This is a genomic window from Conexibacter stalactiti (assembly GCF_033542075.1).
Taxonomy (GTDB): domain Bacteria; phylum Actinomycetota; class Thermoleophilia; order Solirubrobacterales; family Solirubrobacteraceae; genus Conexibacter; species Conexibacter stalactiti.
Genome location: NZ_JAWSTH010000061.1, coordinates 15670 through 38369 on the forward strand (window position 1 = coordinate 15670; position 22700 = coordinate 38369).

Genomic DNA, 22700 nt, shown 5'->3' on the forward strand with positions numbered 1-22700 from the left:
GCTAGACGCTGCGCATGATGGCGCTAGTTCGAGCTGCCGGCCGCGGCGCGTCTGGCGGCGCGACGCTGGAAGCGCTCGACACGACCACCGGTGTCGACGAGCTTCTGTCTGCCCGTGTAGAACGGGTGACAGTTCGAGCAGATCTCGACGTTTATCGAGGGCTCGACCGAACGGGTCGTGAACGTGTTGCCACACGTGCAGCGCACGTGCGACTCGACGTAGTTGGGGTGGATGTCGGTCTTCATGGTCTGTCCAGTGTAGCCGGGCAGCTCGCGACGAGGCTGTTGTTGGTCTCGCGCGCCTCGTCGATCAGGTTGGAGGGATCGACGGTGAAGGTCTGCGGCGGCAGCTCGGCCGTGCAGGGCGGCCCGACGAACACCATCTCGGTGCTCTCCAGCGGCCCCAGGCGGCGTATCGCGCGGATTCCCGAGGTGGCTGAGGAGATGCCGATGTTCACGGCCGCCGAGCGACCGATGTTGCGGACGGCGACGGTGTAGATCGCCGTTCTCTCGGTGACACCCGGCTCGACGGTCGCGCTCGTGATCACGAGGTCGGGCCGCAGGTCGGGCTCGCGGCAGAGGCCGGTCGTCGCCGTCTCCTCGCGCACGACCCTGCCGCTCGCGTCGCTCCAGCGGAACGCGACTCTGAAGCGGTACGAGTACGGCACGACGAGCCGGCCGACCGCCTGCCGGTACTTGTAGACGTCGTTGGAGCGGGTCCCGATCGAGGGATCGCTCGGCTGCGACCAGGCGCCGAGACCGGGCACGTCGGCGCGCAGCGTCCAGCGCCCGCCGGCCAGCGGCCGCTGGTAGAGGTCGACCTTCAGCGCGAGTCTGGTGCCGTCGGCGATCGGCCGCATCGAGGCGCCGACGACGGCGGTGCGCAGGTCGGTCTTCGGCGACCGCGTGCACGAGACCATCCTCGCCTCGTAGGGGAGCTTGACCGACGGCGGGGCCAGCGCGCGGGGCTTGGCCGCGGCGGCATGCGCGGTGCCCGTCGCGAGCGCGGCGGGAGAGATGGCGAGCAGCGCGAGCAGCGCCGCCGCGGAGAGCGTTCCAGCGACCTTCATGACGCCAGCTATAACCGGTCAGCGGGCGAGAAGTTGCGAGGTTGTGACCGGCTCCGCGCGCAAGCGGCGCGCGGAGCCGGACAACCGTCTCTCAGGTGATCGTGTAGAGCGGGCCGTCGCCGCCCTCGGGGGTCGTCAGGCGACCGCCCTTGGCCGTGATCGCGCCGCACTGCACGCAGTTCGTGTAGTTGACGATCACGTCGACGTTGCCTCTCTCCGGCGCGTCCTCGGGCAGCTCGTAGACGCCCGCCGGGCACATCCACTTCCACGTCTCGGCGATCTCGCGCGGGACGTTTCTCTGCACGCGGATGTGGTTGGGCGCGTCGTCGCGCGTCGCGTTGCCGGTGATGAAGACCGACGAGAGCTTGTCGAACGTGTATCTGTTGTCCGGTCTCGGGTAGCCGTCGGCGGTGTTGCCGATGAACATGCCCTTCTCGTCGTTCTTGTGCCACGGCAGACGGCCCGGCGGCAGCTTGCCCTTCGTCGCGATCGCCAGGTTGACGATCGGGCCGCCCATCAGGAAGCCCTTCTGGAACGGCTGGCGGGTGTTCCGAACCTCGTACAGCTCTCTGCCGGTGACCGAGTTCTCGATCTTCTCCTCGTAGACCTCGATCGAGTCGTCGCCGCGCTTGAGCGCGTCGAAGATGACCTCGCCGGCGATCTTGCCGGAGCTGATGCAGTGATGGACGCCCTTGAGCGAGACCGTGTCGACCATGCCGCCGGCGTCGCCGACCATCAGCGCGCCCGGCATCGTCAGCTTCGGCATCGACCAGTAGCCGCCGCCCGGCAGCGCCTTCGCGCCCCAGGCGACGCGCTCGCCGCCCTCGAGGATCCCTCTGACCAGCGGATGCAGCTTGAACTGCTGCAGCAGGTCGTGCGCCGAGGTCGTCGCGTCCGCGTACTCGAGGTCGACCACGAAGCCGATCGAGACGAGGTCGTCGCCCGTTCTCTCGTCCTTCATCGGGTAGATCCAGGTGCCGCCGATCTGGCCGTATCTGGCCGAGATCTTCAGCGGCCACGGGCCGATCGTGTGGATCAGGCGGTCGAGCGGTCTCGGGACCTTCCAGACCTCCTTGACGCCCAGCTCCCAGACCGGCGGCTCGCGGTCCTTGTCGAGCTCGAACTCGCGGATCGCGGCGCCCGTCAGCGAGCCCCAGCAGCCCTCGGCGAGGATCACGTATCTCGCCTTGATGTCGGTGCCGGGCTCGAAGTTGCCGAGCGGCTCGCCGTCCTTGCCGCGGCCCTTGTCGCCGGAGCGGACGCCGACGACGCGGCCTTCCTCGACGATCAGCTGCGTCGCAGCCGTCTCGGTGAGGATGTAGGCGCCCTGCTCCTCGGCGACGCGCTGCTGATAGCGCGCCAGCGCCGCGACCGAGATGACCTCGTTGCCGTGGTTCTTGAACGGCGGCGGCGGCGGGATCTTGATCTTCGACTTGGCGCTGGGAAGCATGTAGACGGCTTCCTTGTGGACCTCGCCGAAGGCGAAGCCCTCCTTGCGCCAGTCCTCCCGGGTCAGGTCCGGGTACAGCTCCTGGAGCGGGCCCGGGCGGACGACCGCGCCGGACAGCGTGTGCCCGCCGCAGGTCTTCGCCTTCTCGAGCACCGCGACGGGAACCTCGCCGAGGCTCTCCAGCAGCTCCGGATCGTCGGCCAGCAGCTGCAACAGCCGGTTCGCGGCCGCAAGCCCCGCCGTGCCGCCGCCGACGATCGCGACGCCGACCTCGATCAGCTCGTCCTCACCGTCGAGGCCGCGCTTGATGAACTCTCTGGGCGAGTCGACCGGCGGCGGGTACGCCGCCGGCACGACCCGGCCGTTGCTGCTGCCGGCCATGCGATCAACCGCCCTTCTTGGCCTTCACGGCCTCCGTCAGCTTCGGCAGGATCTTGTTCAGGTCCCCGACGATGCCGAGGTCGCTGAACTCGAAGATCGGAGCGTTCGCGTCCTTGTTGATCGCGACGATGTTCTCCGAGGCCTGCATGCCGACCTTGTGCTGGATCGCGCCCGAGATGCCGGCCGCGAGGTAGAGCTTCGGCGCGACCGACTTGCCGGTCTGGCCGATCTGGGCCGCGTACGGGTACCAGCCGGCGTCGACCACCGCGCGCGTGGCGGCGACGGCGCCGCCGAGCACGCCGGCGAGGTCCTCGCACAGCTGGAAGCCCTCGGCCTTGCCGAGACCGCGGCCGCCGGCGACGAGGACGTTGGCGTCCTCGATGTTGACGTCGGCGCCGCGCTGCTCGCCGCGCTGCACCATCGTCGCCTGCGTCGACCACGGCGAGTAGTCGACCGTGACGTCGACCACTTCGGCCGCGGCACCGGCGCCCGGCTTCAGCTCGAACGCGTTGATGCGGCCGATGATGATGCCGAGATCGCCCTTGTAGTGGGAGCGGGAGATCTGCGAGTCGCCGAGGATCGGACGCTCGGCGACGAGCTTGCCGCCCTCGACCACGACACCCGTGACCTCCATCGTCACGCCGGCGTTGCGACGCGCGGCGAGGCCGGCGCCGATCTCGAAGCCGAGCAGGCCGCCGCCGAAGATCACGTACGAGTGACCGTTCTCGCCGATGACCTTGTCCATCGCGTCGATGACCGGCTGCGCGAGACCCTCGGGACCCTCGGCGCGGTAGACCTTCGCCGCGCCGTAGTCGCCGAGCGTGCCGAGCAGCTCGTTGGTCAGGTCGCCGCCGCCGACGACGATCGCGTCAGCGGTCGTGCCCAGCTCCGCGGCGAGCTTCGCGCCCTCGGAGACCGCGCCGAGCGAGTTCTTGTTGAGTGCGCCCTCGTAGTGGAGGACGTAGACGAGAATCCCGCCCATCTAGATCAGCTTCCTTTCGTCCAGCCACGCGACGATCTGCTCGACGGTCGCGTCCGTGTCCTCGTCTTCGATGATCGTGCCGGCGGACTTCGCCGGCGGAGCCTTGAACTCGCCGCACTGCACGCGCGAGCCGTCGGCGCCGACGAGCGAGGCGTCGATGCCGACGTCGCCGGCTCCGGCCTTCTCGAGCGGCTTCTTCTTCGCGCCCATGATCGCCTTCAGCGACGGGTAGCGCGGCTCGTTGATCGCGTCACCGACCGAGATGACGGCCGGGAGGCCGACCTGGACGGTGTCGTAGCCGTACTCGGCCTGACGCTCGCAGCGAAGACCGCCGTCGACGACGTCGAGCTTGATCACCTGGGTCAGCGAAGGCGCCTTCAGGTGGTCGGCGACGACCGCGCCGATCGTGTAGCACTCGCCGTCGTCGGACTGCTGCCCGAGCAGGACGATGTCGGGCTGCTCCTTCTCCAGCGCCTTCGCCAGGGCGTAGCCCGTGGCGGCGACGTCAGAGCCGGCGAGCGAGTCGTCGGACAGGTGCAGCGAGCGGTCCGCGCCGAGCGAGACGGCCTTGTGGAGTGCGCGCACGGCGGACTCCGGGCCCATCGTGACGGCGACGATCTCGTCGATCTGGAGCGCGCCACCCTCCTTCAGCTGCATCGCAGCCTCGATGGCGTGCGTGTCGTACGGGTTGAGATTCTTCTCCCCGCTGCGGTCCATCCGCCCCGTCGAGGCATCGATGCGCTTCTCGACGGCGGCGTCCGGCACCTCTTTGACCAGGACGCAAATCTTCAACTGGGGTGCCTCCTCAGAAAGAGCAAACTGACGTTCGTGGCAGTGTCGTGGGCGGCATGATACCCGTGTTGACTGACCAGTCAATCGCTCCCCTGCCCCGTACGACTCCCGGACGGCTCAGGACGCGCTCCGCCGTGCCGGCGGATGACCCGTCAGCCGCTGCGGACCGAGCCGCGGATGAAGTCGATGATGTCCTGCGTAGGCGCCCCCGGCGTGAAGACCTCGGAGACCCCGAGAGCCTTCAGCTGAGGGATGTCGTCGGCGGGGATCGTGCCTCCCACCGTGACGAGCACGTCGTCGACGTCCTGCGCGCGCAGCAATTCGACGATGCGCGGCACGAGCGTCATGTGCGCCCCCGACAGGATCGAGAGGCCGACAGCGTCGGCGTCCTCCTGGATGACCGTCTCCACGATCTGCTCCGGCGTCTGGTGCAGGCCGGTGTAGATCACCTCCATGCCCGCGTCACGCAGCGCGCGGGCGATGATCTTCGCGCCGCGATCATGGCCATCCAGGCCAGGCTTCGCGACGACGACGCGGATCTTTCGCTCAGAGGTTGTGGACATCTCGGGGGTGTCCGCGCGCCGTGCTCAGGTTCGACGGCGTCGCGGCGGGGCGAATAGTAGGGAAGCCGACCGGCGAGTGGGTGCAGTAGCTACGCGGACAGTCTCTTCGCCAGCTCGACGAGCAGGCGGACGCCGTAGCCGGAGCCGCCGCTGGGGGCGTATGGCTTGCCGGTGTCGTTGGCCGTCCCGGCGATGTCGAGGTGGGCCCACGGGACGTCCCCGACGAACCGCCGCAGGAACTCCGCCGCGGTGATCGAGGCTGCCTTGCGGTTCTCGGTCGAGTTGACGATGTCGGCGTAACGGCCCTTGATCGCGTCGGCGTAGTCGGGGTGCAGCGGCAGCCGCCAGACGAGGTCGCCGCTGGCCTCACCGGCCGCCGCGACCGCGCCGGCCCACGCGTCGTCGTTGGCGAAGAGGCCGGCGTGGCTGGTGCCGAAGGTGGTCACGATCGCGCCGGTCAGCGTCGCCAGGTCGACGATCCGCTCGGCGCCGTGGTTGATCGCGTGGACGAGGCAGTCGGCCAGCACGAGACGGCCCTCGGCGTCGGTGTTGACGATCTCGATCGTCGTGCCGTTGGCCGCGCGCACGACGTCGCCGGGCCGGGCCGCGTGGCCGCTGGGCATGTTCTCCGTCGCGCCGATCACGCCGAGCACGCGCACGGGCAGCTGCAGCCGCGCGATCGCGCCGATCGCCTCCAGCACGGCGGCGCCGCCCGACATGTCGAACTTCATCTCCGACATTCTCATCGCCGGCTTGATCGAGATGCCGCCGCTGTCGAACGTGACCGCCTTGCCGACGAGCGCCAGCAGCGGACCCTGGGCATCCGGGCCCTCGTATCTCAGCTCGATCAGCCGCGCCTCTTCGTGGGAGCCGCGCGCGACGGCGGCGAAGGCGCCCATCCCCAGCGCCGCGATCTCCTCCTCCCCGCGCACTTCCAGCGAGAGGCCGGTGACCTCGGCGACCAGCTCGTGGGCGCGATGCGCCAGGCGCTCGGGGGTCAGCTCGTTGGATGGCGTGTTCTGGAGGTCGCGCGCCCTGTTCTGGGCGGTCGCGACCGCCGCCGCGTAGGCGACCGGGCCGTCGACCGGGTGATGGGCCGAGACGACCAGCCGCTGGATCCCGCCGTCGTCGTCGGGATGGTTGCGATAGCGGTCGTAGCGGTAGGCGGCGAGCACGGTGCCCTCGACCAGCGCGCCGACGTGGGCGTCGTCGAGGTGATGCGGCACCTCCCAGCAGAGCGTGCTCGCCGACAGCTCGCGCGCGCGGCCGTGCACGGCCGCGGCCGCGACGCGGGCGCGTTCGGTGTTGAAGCCGGCGCGGTCGCCGAGCCCGACGATCACGTAGCGGCGGTCGTCCGCGTGCGCGACGGCGAGCCGCTTGAAGGCGCGACGGGCCTCGCCGCGGTCGAGCAGCCGCTGGAGCGTGCCGTCGGCGACGTCATGGGCGACGTCCTCGCCGTCGAAGACCCCGACGGCGATCGTGTCCGCACCGGTCTCCGCCGGCGCCTGCGTCGTGGCTTCGATCTGCATTCGCCAACCCTACCCATGGGGCGGCCGTGCCGATCCGCGAAGCGGGGTTCGTTGCCGGGGTCGCGCACTAGCATCAAACGCATGCCCTCAACCGTGATCCTCAGCGCAGCGCGCACGCCGATCGGCAAGCTCGGCGGCGGCCTCGCCTCGCTCGACGCGACCGACCTCGGCGGCATCGCCATCGAGGCGGCGCTGGAGCGCGCCGACGTGGCGCCCGAGCAGGTCCAGCACGTCGTCTTCGGCCAGGTCCTGCAGGCCGGACAGGGCCAGATCCCCTCGCGCCAGGCGCAGATCAAGGGCGGGATCCCGAAGGAGGTGTCGTCGGAGACGATCAACAAGGTCTGCGCCTCCGGCGTCCGCGCCGCCGGCATCCTCGACGCCGCGATCCGCGCCGGCGACCTCGACGTCGCCGTCGCCGGCGGCATGGAGTCGATGTCGAACGCCCCCTATCTGCTCAAGGGCGCCCGCTTCGGCTACCGCATGGGCGACGGCAAGGCGCTCGACGCGATGATCAACGACGGCCTCACCAACCCCTTCAGCGGCAAGCACATGGCGCACGAGGCCAGCGAGGTCGCGGCCGAGCTGGAGATGACGCGCGCCGACATGGACCGTTGGTCGGTTCGCTCGCACGAGCTGGCGCTGAAGGCGACCGACGAGGGCCGCCTGCCGGAGGAGATCGTCGCCGTCACGGTCAAGGGCCGCAAGGGCGACACCGTCGTCGAGGTCGACGAGGCGCCGCGTCCCGGCACGACGCTTGAGGCGCTCGCGGCGCTCAAGCCGATCTTCCTCAAGGACGGCTCCCACACCGCCGGCAACGCCCCGGGCGTCAACGACGGCGCCGGCGCGCTCGTGCTCGCCTCCAGCGACTGGGCGGCCGCCAACGGCAAGACCCCGCTGGCGACGATCATCGCGCAGGCGCAGGTCGCCGAGGAGTTCGCCTATCTCGCCAGAACGCCGGCCAACGCGGCCTTCGCCGCGCTCAGAAAGGCCGGCCTCACGCCCGACGACATCGACCTGTGGGAGATCAACGAGGCGTTCGCCTCTGTCACCCTCAACTCGATCCGCATGCTCGGCATCGATGAGGACAAGGTCAACGTCAACGGCGGCGCGGTCGCGCTCGGTCACCCGATCGGCGCCTCCGGCGCGCGCATACTCGGCGCGCTGGCGCTGGAGCTGAAGCGTCGCGGCGGCGGCCGCGGCGTCGCCGCGATCTGCTCCGGCGGCGGCCAGGGCGACGCCGTGATCCTCGAGGTCCCGCGCTCCTGACCGACGGGGTCGACAGCGTCGCACCCGCGGGCGCGGGTGTAGTGGAAGGCGGCACCGCTCGCGGCGCCGCCTTCTTCGACCTCGACCGCACGCTGATGGCCGGCTCCTCGGCCTTCGAGTTCGCGCGCGCCTCCTACCGTCAGGGGATCCTCACGCGCCGCCAACTGGCGGCCGGCGCGTGGGCCAACGTGCAGTTCCGCCTCAAGGGCTCGACCGACGCCGGCACCGACGCGATCCGCGAGCAGATCTTCACGTTGCTGCGTGACGTGCCGGTGCGCGACATCCTGCGGCTCGGCCCCGAGGTGCTCGCCGGGATCCTGCCGCGCGTCTACCCGCAGATGCTGCGCGTCGCCTACGAGCACCAGGACGCCGGCCGGCCGGTCTACATCGTCACCGCCGCCGCGCACGAGCTGGCCGAGGTGCTGGCGCACGTGCTGACCTTCGACGGCGGCCTCGGCGCCAGATCCGAGGTGCTCGACGGCGTCTTCACCGGCCGCCCCGACGGCCCCTTCACCTACCGCGAGGGGAAGGCGGCGGCGATCCGCGAGCTGGCCGCGCGCGAGGGCTTCTCGCTCGCCGAGTGCTGGGCCTACTCCGACTCGGAGTCCGACCTGCCGATGCTGCGCGCGGTCGGCCATCCGGTCGCGGTCAACCCCGACGCCGAGCTGGGGCGGGTCGCGCGCGAAGAGGGCTGGCAGACGCTGCGCTTCGAGCGGCTCGGGCGGCGGCTGACGCTCGCCGGCACCGCGGTCGGCGCGCTCGCGCTCGGCGGCGCCGGGTCGCTGATGGTGAGCCGCCGCCGGACGCCGGCGCCGCCGCAGCGCACCCGGTGGCTGCGATGAGCCTGCACGAGCTGACCGACGAGCAGCGCGAGATCCGCGCGCTCGCGCGCCGCTTCGCGGACGAGGTCGTGGCACCGGGGGCGGCGGAGTGGGATCGCTCGCACACCTTCCCCAAGCAGGTCTTCGCGCAGCTCGGCGAGCTGGGCCTGATGGGCGCCTGCGTGCCGGAGGCGCACGGCGGCGCCGGGACCGACTTCCTCTCCTACGTGCTCGCGCTGGAGGAACTGGCGCGCGCCGACGGCGGCGTCGCCGTCACCGTCGCGGTGCACACGAGCGCCGCGACGCTGCCGCTGCTGGCGCACGGCACGCCACAGCAGATCGACCGCTGGGTGCCGCCGCTGGCGCAGGGCCACGAGCTGGGGGCGTTCGCGCTGACCGAGCCGGAGGCCGGTTCCGACGCGGGGGCGCTGCGGACGCGGGCGGTGCCGGACGGCGAGCGCGCGCTGATCAGCGGCGCCAAGCAGTTCATCACGACCGGCTCGCACGCCCACCTGCTGATCGTCTTCGCCCGCGATCCCGACGAGCGCGTCTCCGCCTACGTCGTCAAGCGCCCGGCGCCCGGCCTCGCGGTCGCGCGCGAGGAGGAGAAGCTCGGGCTCAACTCCTCCTCGACGGCGGCGCTGACGTTCGAAGCGACGCCCGGCGAGCTGCTGGGCGCGCCCGGCGCCGGCATGCGGATCGCGCTCGGCACGCTCGACGGCGGCCGCATCGGGATCGCCGCGCAGGCCGTCGGGATCGCGCAGGCCGCGCTCGACGTCGCCACGACCTACGCGAGAGAGCGGATCGCCTTCGGCGGGCCGATCGGCCGCTTCGGCCAGATCCAGGAGAAGCTGGCCGAGATGCAGACCGAGATCGAGGCGGCGCGCGCGCTGACGTGGCGTGCCGCGCGGCTCAAGCAAACCGGTCTCCCCCACACGGTCGAGGGCGCCCAGGCGAAGCTCTTCGCCTCGCGCGTCGCGCGTCACTGGACCGGCGAGGCGATCCAGATCCTCGGCGGCTACGGCTACACGCGTGAGTTCCCCGCCGAGCGCTACTACCGCGACGCGAAGGTGACCGAGATCTACGAGGGCACGTCGGAGATCCAGCGGCTGGTCATCGCCCGGGCGCTGCTCGGCGAAGCGGCCCGCGGCGCGCTCGGCTAGCGCCGCTGCTCCGCCAACGCAGCGCTCGTCCTCGCCAGCGCGGCTTCGGCGCGCGGCTCGTCGCGGAGGGCGACGGCGACGAGCAGCGCGTCGAGCACGGCGACGTGGGCGAGGCGGCTGGTGAGCGCGGCGACGCGCGGCGAGGCGGCGCGGGCGCCGGCGACGAGCACGTGGTCGCACAGCTCGGTCAGCGGCGAGTGCGAGTAGCTGGTGATCGCGGCGGTCGTCGCGCCGGCGTCAGTCGCGGCGGTGACGGCGGCGAGTGTGCCGCGCGTCGCGCCGCTGTGGCTGATCGCGAGGCAGACGTCGCCCCGCTCCAGCAGCGCGGCCGCGACGAGCTGCCCGGGCGCGTCGGATGGCGCGGCCGCCAGCACGCCGATCGAGCGCAGCCGCTGCGCCGCGTCGTGCGCCAGCGGCGCGGAGGAGCCGGAGCCGGCGAGCAGGACCGTGTGCGCCTGGGCCAGCCGCGTCGCGGTCGCGTCGAAGGCGTCGCGCGCGACGGTCGCGGCGGCGTCGCGCAGCGTCTCGACGCCGCGCCAGACGACGGTGCCGAGCAGGTCGGGCGCTGGCGCGCCGCCACTGCCGTCCGCCGCCCGCTGGCCGCCGGTCCACGAGGCATCCGGCCCCGCGCCGCGGTGCTCGACCGCCGTCTCCTGCGCGAGCACGAGCTTGAGGTCGTGGAAGCCGCGCAGGCCCAGTCCCTGGCAGAAGCGCACGACACTCGACTTCGCCGTCCCGGCCGCGTCTGCCAGCTCGCTGACCGACCAGAAGACGACCGTGCCCGGCTGCGCCAGCACGACTTCGGCGACCTTGCGATCGGAGGCGCCGAGCGCCGGCAGACGAGCGCGCAGGTGCGGCAGCAGCGGACGCGGGACGGTCATCGCGCCGACCACTGTCGCGGTCCGCGGTTCCGTGGGTGTCAAGAAAGGGTGAACCGCGATCCCGATACACGATTTAGGGTGTTGAGTGCGTTGCTAGCAACGCTTGCATGGCGACGATCACGGTGCGCAACCTCGACGACGACGTCAAGCGGCGACTGCGCATGCGCGCGGCCGAGAACGGCCGCTCGATGGAGGCTGAGGCGCGCGAGATCCTGCGCGTGGCGCTGCTCGACGAGCCGCCGAGAAGAGGATTCGGCACCCGCGCGGTCGAGTTGTTCGCGGAGTACGGCGGTTTCGAACTGGAGCTGCCGCCGCGAAGCGAAGATGCCATCACCAACCGCCGCGTGCCCGACTTCAGCGGCCCCGGGTGGGACCACCTTGATCGTCCTTGACACCAACGTCGTCTCGGAGTTGATGCGCGAACGGCAGGAGCCGGCCGTCGTGCGCTGGCTCGACGCGCAGGAGTGGAGCGACCTCGTGATCACGTCCGTGACGGTCGCCGAGATCCTGTACGGCATCGCGCGACTGGACGACGGCCGCCGCAAGCGCGAACTGGCCGAGGCGCTGGAACGGTTCGTCGACGAACTGGTGCACGGCCGCGCGCTTTCCTTAGACGTCGATACAGCTCCCCACGGCGAGCTGCGCGCGGCGCGCGAGCGCGCCGGACGGCCGATCGATCCCCCGGACGCCCAGATCGCCGCGATCTGCCGCCTGCATGGTGCCTCCCTCGCGACGCGCAACGGGCGCGACTTCGAGGGGACCGGCGTCAGCCTGCTTGATCCGTGGCGCCTGGGCTGACGCGCTCGGCGTTGCGCGCCAGCACCTCAGCCGCCGCCGACGCCGGGTCGAGTCTGCGCGCGACGACCTCGTCGAGCAGCTCCTGCACCGAAGGGTCCTCGCGGATCGACGCCTCCAGCTGACGGCGCATGCGCGAGGTGGCGATCGCGACGACCTCGTTCATCAGGTTGCGGCGGCGGCGCTCCAGCAACGTGCCCTCGGAGCGGATGTACTCGCGGTGTCTTTCGAGCGCCTCGACCAGCTCCCCGATCCCGATCCCGTGCGCGGCCTGCGTCTTGATGATCGGGACGCGCCAGGCACCCTCCTTCGCCGGCCCCAGCGACAGCACGCCGCGGATCTCGCGCACCATCGTGTCCGTCAGCGGATGGTCGGCCTTGTTGACGACGATCACGTCGGGGATCTCCATCACACCGGCCTTCAGCGCCTGGATCGAGTCGCCCGAGCCCGGCATCAGCGCCAGCACGACGGTGTCGGCGTGGTCGATCACGTCGACCTCGGCCTGACCGACGCCGACCGTCTCGACGAAGACGACGTCGCGCCCGGCCGCGTCCATCAGCAGCGCGCCCTGCAATGCCGCCTCCGACAGCCCGCCGAGCGCGCCGCGGTTGGCCATCGAGCGGATGAAGACGCCGGGGTCGAGGAAGTGCTCGGTGAGGCGGATGCGGTCGCCCAGCAGCGCGCCCTGCGTGAACGGCGAGGAGGGGTCGATCGACAGCACGCCGACCGTGCGGCCGCGCTCGCGCTCGGCTCTCGTGAGCGCCCCCAGCAACGTCGACTTGCCGACGCCGGGCGGCCCCGTGAAGCCGATCACGGACGCTCTGCCGGTGTGCGGGTAGACCGCTCTGACCAGCTCCCAGCCCTCGGGACGGTCGTCCTCGACGAGCGTGATCGCGCGTGCGAGCGCGCGCTTGTCGCCAGCCAGCAGCCGCTCGGCGAGCGTTCGTTCATCCGGCGCCATCCGACCGCGGATGATGGCAGGCGAGCCACCCGGGAGGACCCGGTCGCAGGCGGCGGGGCGGCCGCGACCGGCCGGCTGTTAACGTGCGCGAGGATGGAGCCTGTGACGGCGCCGACCGACGCCGACGTCCCCACCTTCGAGCTGCGAGGAGAGCCGCCGCCCCTCTCGGGTGGACCGCGCGCGCTGCTGCGCTTCATGCGCCGCAACGGCATGCTCAACCACCGCTACGCGCTGCTGATCGCGCGGCTGGCGTGGCTGAAGCTGCGCTGGCGCGGCCGCCTGCAGACCGACGGCCTCGCGTTCGTCTGCCCCGGCGTCACGTTCGAGATCGGCAAGGACGCGAAGGTCGTGCTCGGCCGCTGGTCGTGGCTCGGCCACGGCACGAAGGTGCGCGCGCACGAGGGCGAGGTGCGGATCGGCGCGAAGACCGTGCTCGGCCAGGAGTGCACGATCTCGGCCTACCAGCACGTCTCGATCGGACGCGAGTGCATCGTCGCCGACCGCGTGATGCTGATCGACTTCGACCACGGCGTCGTCGAGGTCGAGCGGCCGATCCGCCTGCAGGGGATCTACAAGCGCGACGTGCGCGTCGGCAACAACGTCTGGATCGGCTACGGCGCGGCGCTGCTGCGCGGCGTCACCGTCGGCGACAACGCGATCGTCGGCACCAGCTCGGTCGTCACACGCGACGTCGCCGCCGACGCCGTCGTCGCCGGCGCGCCCGCGCGCGAGCTGCGGCGGCGCGAAGCCCCGCGCCAGATGCGATGGTCCTGACATGAGCGAATCGGCAATCGAGCTGCGCGGCGTCGTCAAGCGCTTCGGCACCGTGACCGCGGTCGACGGGCTCGACCTCGACGTCCCCAGCGGCATCTGCCTCGGCCTGCTCGGCCCCAACGGCGCCGGCAAGTCGACGACGATGCGGATGCTGACCGCGCAGGCGATCGCCGACGAGGGCACGATCCACGTGCTCGGCTTCTCGCTGCCCGACGCGTCGAAGCAGGCGCGGGCGGAGATGGGCGTCGTGCCGCAGCTCGACAACCTCGACGTCGAGCTGAGCTGCCGCCAGATCCTGACCGTCTTCGCGCGCCTCTACCGCGTGCCGAAGAGCGACCGCGCCGCCGCCGTCGAGCGCGCGCTCTCGATAGCGAACCTGAACGACCGCGCCGACACGCGCGTCGACCTGCTCTCCGGCGGCATGCGGCGGCGGCTGCTGATCGCGCGCGGCCTTGTCCACAGGCCGCGCCTGGTGCTGCTCGACGAGCCGACCGTCGGGCTCGACCCGCAGGTGCGCCAGGAGCTGTGGTCGCTGATCGACAACCTCCGCAGCGAGGGCACGACCGTGCTGATGTCGACCCACTACATCGAGGAGGCGGAGCGGCTCGCCGACACCGTCGCCGTGATGGCGAAGGGGAAGATCGTCACGCAGGGCAAGCCGTCGGAGCTGGTGCGCGAGCACGCCGGCGCGCAGGTGCACGAGGTCTACGGCCCGCCGGCGCGGCTGGCGGAGCTGAGACAGCAGGCGGAGGAGTACGGCTGGATGACGCGCCGCTCCGGCCCGGCGCTGGCGATCCTGCACGCCGAGCGCCATGACGGCGCGCTGCCCGACGGCGAGCGCCGCGCGGCGACCTTGGAAGATGCGTTCGTGATGCTGACCGGCGAGGAGATCGAATGAGCGCCGACGCTGCCGTCGTCCCGCGCCCGAAGCGGCGCCGTCGCATGCGGCGGATCGAGCCGGCCGCCGTCTTCGGCGTGATGAGCCGCGACGCGACGATCTTCACGCGCTACTGGAAGACGACGACCTTCTCCTCGATCGTCGACCCGACGATCTACCTGCTCGCGTTCGGCTTCGGCTTCGGCGCGCTCGTCTCGACCGTCAACGGGCTCGACTACAAGGAGTACATCGGCACCGGCATCGTCGCCACCGCCGTGCTGTTCTCGTCGGTCTTCCCGGCCATGTTCGGGACCTTCATCAAGTACCGCTTCCAGAGAACGTACGACGCCTTCCTCGCCGCGCCGGTCGACGTCGACGAGATCGCGACCTCCGAGATCCTCTGGATCGGCCTGCGCGCCGGCGTCTACGGCAACGCGCCGCTGCTGGTCGCGATCGTCTTCGGGCTGACGCCGAAGTGGACGGCGCTGCTGGTCCCCATAGTCTGCTTCATCACCGGCGCCGGCTTCGCCGGCTTCGGCGTCGCGATCGCCGCGATCGCCGGCTCGATAGACAACTTCAGCTACGTCCAGAGCGGCCTCTTGACGCCGCTGTTCCTGATCGCCGGCACCTTCTTCCCGATCGACGGGCTGCCCGACGCGATCCAGGTGATCGCGCAGATCAACCCGCTCTACCACTGCGTCCAGCTCGTGCGCGACCTCGTCGTGATGGGGATCGACCCGTGGCCCGACCTCGGCCACCTCGCCTTCCTCGTCGGCTTCGCGCTGATCACGTGGCGCGTGGCGGTCTGGCGGCTGCGCGTGCGGTTGATCGACTAGACCTTCCGCCGACCCGGTCCTGCACCTTGGAGGGAAGGGCGGGGGAAGTTCCTCCGAAGTCGCGTGCGGGACGCGGCCATACCTTCGCGGGATGCGACGAATCCTCTTGGCGACCGCGCTGGCGGTGCTGCTGCCGGCCGTGCCGGCCAGCGCCGGCTCGATCGCCTACGTGAAGGACGGCGACCTCTGGCTCGCCTATCCCGACGGAACCGGCCAGAGAAAGGTGACGAGCGGCGGCGGATACACGTCCGTCTCGCAGGCTGACGACGGCACGCTCGTCGCGCTGCACGGCAAGAGAATCCGCGCAGTCTCAGCGGCCGGCGCCGTGCTCAGCGACGTGCGGACGGTCGCGCTCGACCACTCCAACTGGGGGCTGCCGCGCGACATCGACGTCTCGCCCGACGGGACGAAGGTGCTCTACACCTGGAACTACCAGCACAGAGTCGACACGACCCCCTGCCCGCTCGTGCAGATTCAGTGCGAATTCAGACAGTGGGGCGAGGGCGGCCAGCTCGCCTGGACCGCCAGAGAGACCAGACTGCACGACCTCGGCTACATGCAGAACGACCTCGAGGGCAGCTGGGTCGACGACAACAAGCTGGTCGCGCGCGACGACATCGCCCGCGTGGCGACCTGGTCGGCGCTGTCGGTCACCGCCGAGGGCCCGGCCTACTGGTTCAGCGGCGGCGCCGGCATCGACCTGTTCGACGCCACCGCGACGCGCGACGGCTCGAAGATCGCCTTCACCGTCGCCGCCGACAACGGCGGCACGCCGCCGAAGGAGAAGATCTTCGTCTACAGAACGGCCGGCGGGATCCCCGGCACGAGACCGGCCGGCTGCTTCGAGCTCAACGGACCGGCCGGCGAGTTCGCCGACCCCTCGTTCGCGCCCGACGGCACGCAGCTGGTGTGGGAGGAGGCCGACGGGATCTGGTCGGCGAAGGTCAACGCCGACTGCTCGCTGACGGGCGTGACGCCGAGACTGCTGATCGCCGGCGGCAGAGGTCCCGACTTCGGGCCCGGCAACTCGCCACCGCCTCCGCCCCCGCCGCCCCCGCCGCCGCCTCCGCCGCCCCCGCCGCCGTATGACCCGCCGAGACCGCCGGTCGAGAGACCGCCGGTGCTCACGGCGCCGAGACTTGCGGCCCCGGCCAGAGCGCCGAAGCTGGGCGCGCTCGCCAAGCAGCGCACGCTGTCGCTGCCGGTCACCTGCGACGGCGCCTGCAGAGTGACGCTGACGGCCACGCTGCCGAGAGCGCTCGCGAAGAAGCTGAAGCTGAAGTCGACGAGAGTCGCGAGCGCGACCGTCGCCGGCAACGGCAGAGTGACGGTGAGACTGACGCTGTCGCGCGCGCTCGCGAAGGCGCTCGCGAAGCAGAAGAGCGTCGTGCTGACCGTCGCCGGCAGAGCGACGTACGGCAGCGGCGCGACGGGGTCGCTGCGCCTGACGGTCACGTTGAAGCGGTAGTCGCCAGTTCAGACGGCGAGGCCGCGGCGCAGCTCGCCGTAGACCTCGGCCGTCTGGCGCGCGATGTCGGCCCAGTCGAAGCTGAGCACGTGCTCGCTCGCCTCGGCGATCAGCTGCTCGCGCAGCGGCTCGTCGGACAGCACGCGCTCCATCATCGCCGCCAGCGAGCCGGGGTCGCGCGAGCGGAAGCGCAGGCCGACGTTCTCGTTCGGGACGACCTCGCGCAGGCCGCCGGTGTCGGCGACGATCGTCGGGCAGCCCGACGCCATCGCCTCGAGCGCCACGAGGCCGAACGGCTCGTAGATGCTCGGCACGACCGTCAGGTCGGCGATCCGGTAGAGCGAGTGCAGCACGTCGTCGCCGATCCAGCCGAGAAAGGTGCCGTGCTCCAGCAGGCCGAGCTTGTCGGCCTGCTCGCGCAGCTCGGTCTCCGCGGTGCCGGAGCCGGCGACGAGGAAGCGCACGTCGCCGAGTCGCTCGATCACGCCCGGCAGCGCCTCCAGCGCGATCTGGAAGCCCTTCTCGTAGACGAGCCGGCCGACCAGCAGCACGAGCCGCTCGTGCGGCTGCGCGAAGCGCCCGCGCAGCGCGTCGAGGTCCTCGACCGGCTGCAGGTCGAGCGGGTCGATCCCGTTCGGGATCACCGCCACGCGCTGATCGTCGAGGCCGTAGATGTCGGAGACGTGGTCGCGCATGTAGTGCGAGCAGGTGATGACCGCGTCGGCCTTGTTCGCCATCCACGTCTCGACGCCGTGGATGTGCGACTGCGGGTGCTTGTCGACCCAGCCCTGGTGGCGCCCGTATTCGGTCGCGTGGATCGTCACGACCCACGGCGTGCGCAGCCGGCGCGACAGCTCGTCGCCGGCCTGCGCGACCAGCCAGTCGTGGCCGTGGACGAGGTCGAAGGTCATCCGCGCGCCCAGCTCCAGCCCGGCCGCGACCATGTCGCCGTTCATCTGCTCGATCCAGCTGACGAACTCGTCGAGGTCGGCCGGCTTGCGCGGCTCGCTGACGCGGTGCACGAAGACGCCGTCCATCTCCTGCTCGGCGAGGCCGCGCGCGTCGCCGCGCGTCAGCACGTGCACCTCGACGCCGCGCGCCACGAGCTGCTCGGAGAGCTTGCGGACATGCCGCGCGAGCCCACCCTCGATCAGCGGTGGGTACTCCCAGGAGAGGATGAGGACGCGGGTGGCTGCCATGCGGACTGGCTCGCCGGCCAGGGGAAGCCGGCGGCGAGGAGTCTAGTGCAGCAGGTCGGCCCGGACGCCACCGGGTTCAGATCGCCGCCGCGGCGGTCAGCGCGGCAAGTGCGGGGCGAGGTTGCGGACGGCGCCGTCGTCGCGCGGATCGGCCCCGGCGGCGAGCGCCGCCTCCAGTGCCGCGGCGTGCCCGGCGGCGCGCTCGCGCGGGTAGGGGCCGGCCAGCTCGCGGGTGACCTGGAAGGCCCAGTCGCTCGCCTGCACGGCCAGCAGCTCGCGCAGCGCGCGCGGGCTCGGGGGCGTCTGCGCGGCGGTGCCGCCGAGCGTGCGCAGCTCCAGCGCGCGCGCCTGCCAGGCGAGGTCGGCGACGCGCGGCGCGTCCCAGGTCGAGAGGTCGCGCGGCGTGCCCCAGGTGGTGGTCGGGAGGTCGGCGGCGAGCGCCTCGGCGACGGGGACCGCCGGGTGGCGCTGGAGCGCGTCGTCGAGGTGGGCGATCCGCAGGCCCTGCGCGGCGGCTTCGTCGAGCACCGCCTCCAGCCAGTCGATCCCCTCGTACCACCAGTGGCCGAGCAGCTCGGTGTCGACGGCGCAGACGGCCAGCGCCGGACGGCCGAGGGCGGCGGCGCCGGCGTCGAGGCGGGCGATCGTGCGCGCGACGAAGTCGGCGGCGTCGCGACGCGCCTGGGCGCGCGCCGCCGCGGGGTCGTAGGTCTCCCCCGCGTTGGACCAGACGCGATGGTGATGGACCGTGAAGGCGTGGTAGTCGCGGTAGAGGCCGTGCGCCGGATAGCCGTCGTCGCTCCAGACCAGCTCCATCGTCGCGCGGTCTATCGGCACCAGCAGCGGGCCGTCGGCGCTCTGCAGCGGCGCCAGCTGCGCCGTCGAGCCGCGCCCGAGCACGTCGGTCAGGTCGACGCAGACGGCGTGGACGCCGGCCTCCTCCAGCAGCGGATCGAGCCACGGCGCGTGACCGCACTCCGGCAGCCAGAAGCCGCCGCGCCATTCGTGCGCGGGGTTCGCGGGGGCGGCGCCGGCCGCGGGCGGGCCGCCGGCCGGGCGCGCGGGACCGTCGAAGCGCGCCCGGTGCGACGCGATCCCCGTCTCCAGCTGCAGGCGCACGCCGGCGTCGGTCGCCAGCAGCGGCAGCACCGCGTGGGTCGCCGACGAGGTCCAGGCGGCATGCGGCGCGAAGGCGCCGAGCAGGCCGCGGCCGTCGCGCTCCAGCGCCTCCACGCGCGCCAGCGCGCGTTCGTAGTCGCCGGCGGCGCGCTCCAGCTCGGCCGCCCACTCCTCGCGCCCGGCCTCGCGGCAGCCGGCGACGTCGATCCGGTGCGTCTCGCGGCGCACGTCGCGCAGGAAGGCGGCGAAGCGGTCGGCGAGACCCGGCGCGGCGAGCTGGTCGGCGAGCACCGGCGTCAGCGACAGCGTCACGTCGCCGCCGCGGCGGTCGAGCAGCTCCAGCAGCGGCAGATAGCAGGTCGCGATCGCCTCCCACAGCCACTCCTCGCCGAACGGCCACGTGCCGTAGCCCTCGACGTACGGCATGTGCGTGTGGAGGACGAGCGCCAGCTCGCCGCGGTCGCTCGCCGCCGCCATCAGGTGCGGCAGACGGCGACGAAGTCGAGCGCGCCGGCGAGCGCGTGGTCGTCGCCGCGGCGCAGCGCGAAGTCGCTCGCCGCGATCGCCGGCGTGAAGCGGTCGTAGAACGCTCTCGTGACGCCGAGCCGCTTGTGCACGGCGTCCCAGCCGAGCCGTCTGATCGCCAGCTCGTGCACCCGCAGCTTGCGCGCATGGAAGAGGCCGTGCAGCTCGACCTGCGGGAAGTGCGCGGCGCAGAGCGCGCGGAACTCCTCGGCGCGGTACTCCTTCACGTGCCATGGGTTGTCGGACTTCTCCGCCCCCTCGGGCGCGAGCGTCAGCAGGTTCGGCGTCGATATGAAGGCGGCCCCGCCCGGCGCCAGCATCGCCTTGAAGTGCTCGAGGATCTCGCCCGGGTTCTGCACGTGCTCGATCGTCTGCAGGAAGACGACCGCGTCGCACTCCTCCGCGAAGCGCTCGACGAGGTCGCGCGCGAAGCGCAGGTGCGGCGCGACGTAGCGCAGCCGCGCGTGCTCGTGCGCCTCCGGGTTGGCGTCGACGCCGACGACGCTGCGGGCCGTGCGCGACAGCACCTCGCTGCCGTAGCCCTCGCCGCAGGCCATGTCGACCACCCGCAGGTCGCGCGTCTGCGCGGCGATCCACTCGTAGACCGCGAGGTGCCGGCGGTACCAGTAGTTCTCCTCCGGCACGTCGGGCAGCGTGCGCTCGCCGGTGAGCGAAAGCGGCGGCACGCCCTCGGGCTGGTTCGACTGAACGTATGCGGTCTCCATGAAGAGCGACAGCGTAGACTCCCGCGGCCTATGGAGGCTCCAAGCACCGCCGAGGACATCCGCGTCGTCAACGAGAAGTACCACGACGTCGCCGCCGACAGCTACGACGCCAAGTGGGGCATCGACTTCGGCGAACCCGGCCAGCAGCAGGTGCTGATGAAGCTGCGCAAGGTGCTCGGCAAGCGCCTCGACGAAGGCTTCGAGCACGCGCTGGAGATCGGCTCCGGGACCGGCTACTTCTCGCTCAACCTGCTGCAGGCGGGCGTGATCGGCAAGGCGACCTGCACCGACATCTCGCCGGGCATGATCGAAACGCTGCGCGGCAACGCGCAGCGGCTCGGGCTCGACGTCGAGACGGTCGTCACCGGCGCCGAGACGCTGCCGTTCGAGGACGCCTCCTTCGACCTCGTGCTCGGTCACGCCGTGCTCCATCACCTGCCCGACCTGGCGCAGGCGTTCCGCGAGTTCGAGCGCGTGCTGAGACCGGGCGGAACGGTCGTCTTCGCGGGCGAGCCGTCGCGCTACGGCGACCGCATCGCGCAGATCCCCAAGCGCGGAGCGGGCGCGGTCGCGCCGGCCTGGCGCTGGGTCATGAGAGCGCGCCCGGCGGGAGCGCTCGGCAACGGCCACGGCGGCTCGCAGGGCCACCACGAGGACCACAGGCTGGAGCAGTTCGTCGACATCCACGCCTTCTCCCCCGGCGATCTCGCCGACGTCGCGCGCGCGGCCGGCTTCGCCGACGTCGACGTGCGCGGCGAGGAGCTGACGGCGAACTGGTTCGGCTGGACCAACCGCGTGCTGGAGGCGACCGCCGAGCCCCAGGACGTGCCGTGGGGCTGGCGGCAGTACGCCTATCGCGGCTACCTCGCCTTCCAGAAGCTCGACGAGACGCTGCTCGAGGGTCGCCTGCCCGCGGCGATCTTCTACAACCTGCTGATCGCCGCGCGCAAGCCGGCCTAGCGCCTACCCGCTCGCGACCGCCGCGCTCGCGCTCGTCGCGCCCGCGTCGACGCCCGCCCACGCGAGCGCGCCGCGCGCCGCCTCCAGCGCGGTCGTGACGGACGGGTCGCTCAGCAGGCCGGGCGCCGCGACCGCGTCGCCGGCGAGGAAGATACCGCCGCCGCGGTCGACCGCGGGGCGGTCCTGCCAGCTCGTGCCGGGCAGGTCGAGCGCGCCGCTGCGGCCGTCGAAGACGCTGCGGCGGCGGAACGTCACGCGGTCGCGCCAGTCGCGCAGACCACCGTCGAGCACCGCGCCGAGGCGCTCCTCGGCCGCCTCCGGCGACTCGCCCGGCCGCATCCCGATCTGCGCCTGCACCAGCTGCTCGCCGTCCGGCGCGAGCGTCGTGTCCTTGGCCGTGTAGCGCTCGACCCAGCCGGAGCCGTCGAGGTCCCAGATCACCCATGCGTCGGTTGGGCGGGACCGGGTTCGCAGTCCGAGGTCGAGCATCAGCGCGCGGGCGCTCGGCCAGGTGAGCCGCTCGTCGCCGAGCAGCGTGCGCGCGTCGCTCAGCTCGAGCGCGACGATCGCCGGCGCCGGCGGCGGCTCGGTGACGCGCACGCCGGTCTCGATCCGCACGCCGCGCTCGCGGGCGGCCGCCTCCAGCCGCTCCACCACGGCGCTCCAGCCGCCGACCGGGAAGCGCGCCTTCGACGGCTGGTCGAGCAGCGACTGGCGCCAGCGCTCCCACACGAACGCCGCCGACAGCTCGCCGGGGTCGTGGTGGAAGGTGAAGACGCCGGCCGCGCGCGAGAGCATGTCGGCCCCGTCGGCGCCGACGCGGTCGCTCGCCCAGTCGCGGAAGGAGCGGTCGTGCGGCGCCTCGCGCACCGGCCACATGCGCACGACGGCGCGCGCGAAGGCAGCCGGCGGCGTCCGCCGCACCGTTCCGCCGCGGTGGTAGCGGAGGCCGCTCATCGCCGGGCTGACGACCGGCGGCATCAGCCCGCGCTCGCGCAGGAACGGCACGAGGGTGCCGTTGAGGTAGAGCGCGTGCGGTCCGAAGTTCGTGCGGTACGGCCCGTCGGCGGTGCGCGCCCGCCCGCCGAGCTGGTCGTGCGCCTCAAGCAGCCGCACCGGCGCGCCGCCCTCGGCGCACGCGATGCTCGCCACCAGGCCCGCGATCCCGCCCCCGATGACGGTGATCTCATCCGTATCAGCCATGTCGCCCTCCAGGTTTTGGTCTGATCGATGCCAGCGGTACGGTACGACCGATGCGGACCTTCCGACAGGGCCAATCGACCGACGCTCAAGAGGACCACACGTGGAGCTGCTGCTGACGCTCGACCGCCGCGGCGGCGCTGGGGCGACGCCGCTGCACGCGCAGGTCGAGCAGCAGCTGCGGGAGCGGATCCGCGACGGCCGCCTGCGGCCCGGCACGCGGCTGCCGGCGACGCGCGAGCTGGCGCAGCAGCTCGCCGTCTCGCGCGGGGTCGTCGTCGAGGCGTACGCGCAGCTGACCGCCGAGGGCTACCTCGCGACCCGCCGCGGCGCCGGCACCGCCGTCGCCGCCGCGCCGCGGACC

General features: G+C 72.1%; 24 protein-coding genes. 11 read left to right on the top strand and 13 right to left on the bottom strand.

From position 1 onward, the window contains the following. Positions 1-23: 23 nt before the first annotated feature. The 7 genes from rpmE to R7226_RS20065 form a co-directional block, all read right to left on the bottom strand. Positions 24-245 (bottom strand): 50S ribosomal protein L31, encoded by a 222-nt coding sequence (gene rpmE / locus R7226_RS20035; protein ID WP_318599082.1) that lies wholly within the window; start codon positions 243-245, stop codon positions 24-26. Beyond that, positions 242-1069 carry a CARDB domain-containing protein gene (locus R7226_RS20040; RefSeq protein ID WP_318599083.1) on the bottom strand — a complete coding sequence of 276 codons (828 nt, stop codon included), beginning with the start codon at positions 1067-1069 and terminating at the stop codon, positions 242-244. Before R7226_RS20040 ends, rpmE begins: the two co-directional genes overlap by 4 nt. A gap of 91 nt (positions 1070-1160) precedes the next feature. After that, positions 1161-2900 carry an electron transfer flavoprotein-ubiquinone oxidoreductase gene (locus tag R7226_RS20045; protein WP_318599084.1) on the bottom strand — a complete coding sequence of 580 codons (1740 nt, stop codon included), beginning with the start codon at positions 2898-2900 and terminating at the stop codon, positions 1161-1163. A 4-nt stretch (positions 2901-2904) separates the two neighbouring features. Continuing rightward, positions 2905-3882: an electron transfer flavoprotein subunit alpha/FixB family protein gene (locus R7226_RS20050; protein ID WP_318599085.1), complete on the bottom strand. Its 978-nt coding sequence runs from the start codon at positions 3880-3882 to the stop codon at positions 2905-2907. Next, positions 3883-4674 (bottom strand): electron transfer flavoprotein subunit beta/FixA family protein, encoded by a 792-nt coding sequence (locus R7226_RS20055; protein WP_318599086.1) that lies wholly within the window; start codon positions 4672-4674, stop codon positions 3883-3885. Positions 4675-4826: 152 nt separating this feature from the next. Beyond that, positions 4827-5237 carry a cobalamin B12-binding domain-containing protein gene (locus R7226_RS20060; protein ID WP_318599087.1) on the bottom strand — a complete coding sequence of 137 codons (411 nt, stop codon included), beginning with the start codon at positions 5235-5237 and terminating at the stop codon, positions 4827-4829. Positions 5238-5326: 89 nt separating this feature from the next. Continuing rightward, positions 5327-6766 carry a leucyl aminopeptidase family protein gene (locus R7226_RS20065; RefSeq protein WP_318599088.1) on the bottom strand — a complete coding sequence of 480 codons (1440 nt, stop codon included), beginning with the start codon at positions 6764-6766 and terminating at the stop codon, positions 5327-5329. Positions 6767-6781: 15 nt separating this feature from the next. Here R7226_RS20065 and R7226_RS20070 point away from each other — a divergent pair, with 15 nt between their 5' ends. Genes R7226_RS20070 through R7226_RS20080 form a run of 3 tightly spaced genes read left to right on the top strand, consistent with a single transcriptional unit; the run spans position 6782 to position 10016 of the window. Further along, the gene (locus R7226_RS20070) at positions 6782-8032 is read left to right on the top strand and encodes an acetyl-CoA C-acetyltransferase (RefSeq protein WP_404827880.1); all 1251 of its coding nucleotides are present in this window, start codon (positions 6782-6784) and stop codon (positions 8030-8032) included. A 41-nt stretch (positions 8033-8073) separates the two neighbouring features. Next, positions 8074-8874 (top strand): HAD family hydrolase, encoded by an 801-nt coding sequence (locus R7226_RS20075; protein WP_318599090.1) that lies wholly within the window; start codon positions 8074-8076, stop codon positions 8872-8874. Next, positions 8871-10016: an acyl-CoA dehydrogenase family protein gene (locus R7226_RS20080; RefSeq protein WP_318599091.1), complete on the top strand. Its 1146-nt coding sequence runs from the start codon at positions 8871-8873 to the stop codon at positions 10014-10016. The genes R7226_RS20075 and R7226_RS20080 overlap by 4 nt, the downstream gene beginning before the upstream one ends. Here R7226_RS20080 and R7226_RS20085 read toward each other — a convergent pair. After that, positions 10013-10897, bottom strand: coding sequence for a MurR/RpiR family transcriptional regulator (locus R7226_RS20085; protein ID WP_318599092.1), 885 nt, complete (start codon positions 10895-10897; stop codon positions 10013-10015). The genes R7226_RS20080 and R7226_RS20085 overlap by 4 nt on opposite strands. A 107-nt stretch (positions 10898-11004) precedes the next feature. On the opposite strand from R7226_RS20085, the gene R7226_RS20090 reads away from it, so the two are divergent. Then, positions 11005-11289 (top strand): FitA-like ribbon-helix-helix domain-containing protein, encoded by a 285-nt coding sequence (locus R7226_RS20090; RefSeq protein ID WP_318599093.1) that lies wholly within the window; start codon positions 11005-11007, stop codon positions 11287-11289. Then, on the top strand, positions 11276-11695 hold the full coding sequence (locus tag R7226_RS20095) for a type II toxin-antitoxin system VapC family toxin (RefSeq protein ID WP_404827881.1): 420 nt from the start codon (positions 11276-11278) through the stop codon (positions 11693-11695). The genes R7226_RS20090 and R7226_RS20095 overlap by 14 nt, the downstream gene beginning before the upstream one ends. Here R7226_RS20095 and meaB read toward each other — a convergent pair. After that, positions 11664-12653: a methylmalonyl Co-A mutase-associated GTPase MeaB gene (meaB, locus tag R7226_RS20100; RefSeq protein ID WP_318599095.1), complete on the bottom strand. Its 990-nt coding sequence runs from the start codon at positions 12651-12653 to the stop codon at positions 11664-11666. The genes R7226_RS20095 and meaB overlap by 32 nt on opposite strands. Before the next feature lie 93 nt (positions 12654-12746). Between meaB and R7226_RS20105 the strand changes: the two genes are divergently transcribed. The 4 genes from R7226_RS20105 to R7226_RS20120 all read left to right on the top strand — a co-directional run bounded on the left by R7226_RS20105 (position 12747) and on the right by R7226_RS20120 (position 16608). Beyond that, positions 12747-13427 carry an acyltransferase gene (locus R7226_RS20105; RefSeq protein WP_318599096.1) on the top strand — a complete coding sequence of 227 codons (681 nt, stop codon included), beginning with the start codon at positions 12747-12749 and terminating at the stop codon, positions 13425-13427. Position 13428: 1 nt separating this feature from the next. Then, a complete protein-coding gene (locus tag R7226_RS20110; protein ID WP_318599097.1) occupies positions 13429-14325 on the top strand; it encodes an ABC transporter ATP-binding protein in 897 nt (298 codons plus the stop codon). Then, entirely contained in the window at positions 14322-15140 is an 819-nt protein-coding gene (locus R7226_RS20115) for an ABC transporter permease (RefSeq protein ID WP_318599098.1), read from the top strand. The genes R7226_RS20110 and R7226_RS20115 overlap by 4 nt, the downstream gene beginning before the upstream one ends. 91 nt (positions 15141-15231) lie before the next feature. Beyond that, positions 15232-16608 (top strand): hypothetical protein, encoded by a 1377-nt coding sequence (locus R7226_RS20120; protein ID WP_318599099.1) that lies wholly within the window; start codon positions 15232-15234, stop codon positions 16606-16608. A gap of 8 nt (positions 16609-16616) precedes the next feature. Here R7226_RS20120 and R7226_RS20125 read toward each other — a convergent pair whose 3' ends face one another. The 3 genes from R7226_RS20125 to R7226_RS20135 form a co-directional block, all read right to left on the bottom strand. After that, positions 16617-17807 (bottom strand): glycosyltransferase family 4 protein, encoded by a 1191-nt coding sequence (locus tag R7226_RS20125; RefSeq protein ID WP_318599100.1) that lies wholly within the window; start codon positions 17805-17807, stop codon positions 16617-16619. Positions 17808-17903: 96 nt separating this feature from the next. Beyond that, entirely contained in the window at positions 17904-19403 is a 1500-nt protein-coding gene (locus R7226_RS20130; protein ID WP_318599101.1) for a 1,4-alpha-glucan branching protein domain-containing protein, read from the bottom strand. Further along, positions 19403-20176, bottom strand: a complete 774-nt coding sequence (locus R7226_RS20135; protein WP_318599102.1) for a class I SAM-dependent methyltransferase — start codon at positions 20174-20176, stop codon at positions 19403-19405. The genes R7226_RS20130 and R7226_RS20135 overlap by 1 nt, the downstream gene beginning before the upstream one ends. Positions 20177-20206: 30 nt before the next feature. Between R7226_RS20135 and R7226_RS20140 the strand changes: the two genes are divergently transcribed. After that, positions 20207-21136: a class I SAM-dependent methyltransferase gene (locus R7226_RS20140; protein ID WP_318599103.1), complete on the top strand. Its 930-nt coding sequence runs from the start codon at positions 20207-20209 to the stop codon at positions 21134-21136. 3 nt (positions 21137-21139) lie between these two features. On the opposite strand, the gene R7226_RS20145 is transcribed toward R7226_RS20140, so the two are convergent. Beyond that, entirely contained in the window at positions 21140-22339 is a 1200-nt protein-coding gene (locus tag R7226_RS20145) for an NAD(P)-binding protein (protein ID WP_318599104.1), read from the bottom strand. Between the two features lie 100 nt (positions 22340-22439). On the opposite strand from R7226_RS20145, the gene R7226_RS20150 reads away from it, so the two are divergent. Next, on the top strand, positions 22440-22700 hold a 261-nt coding region (locus tag R7226_RS20150), incomplete at its 3' end, for a winged helix-turn-helix domain-containing protein (RefSeq protein WP_318599105.1).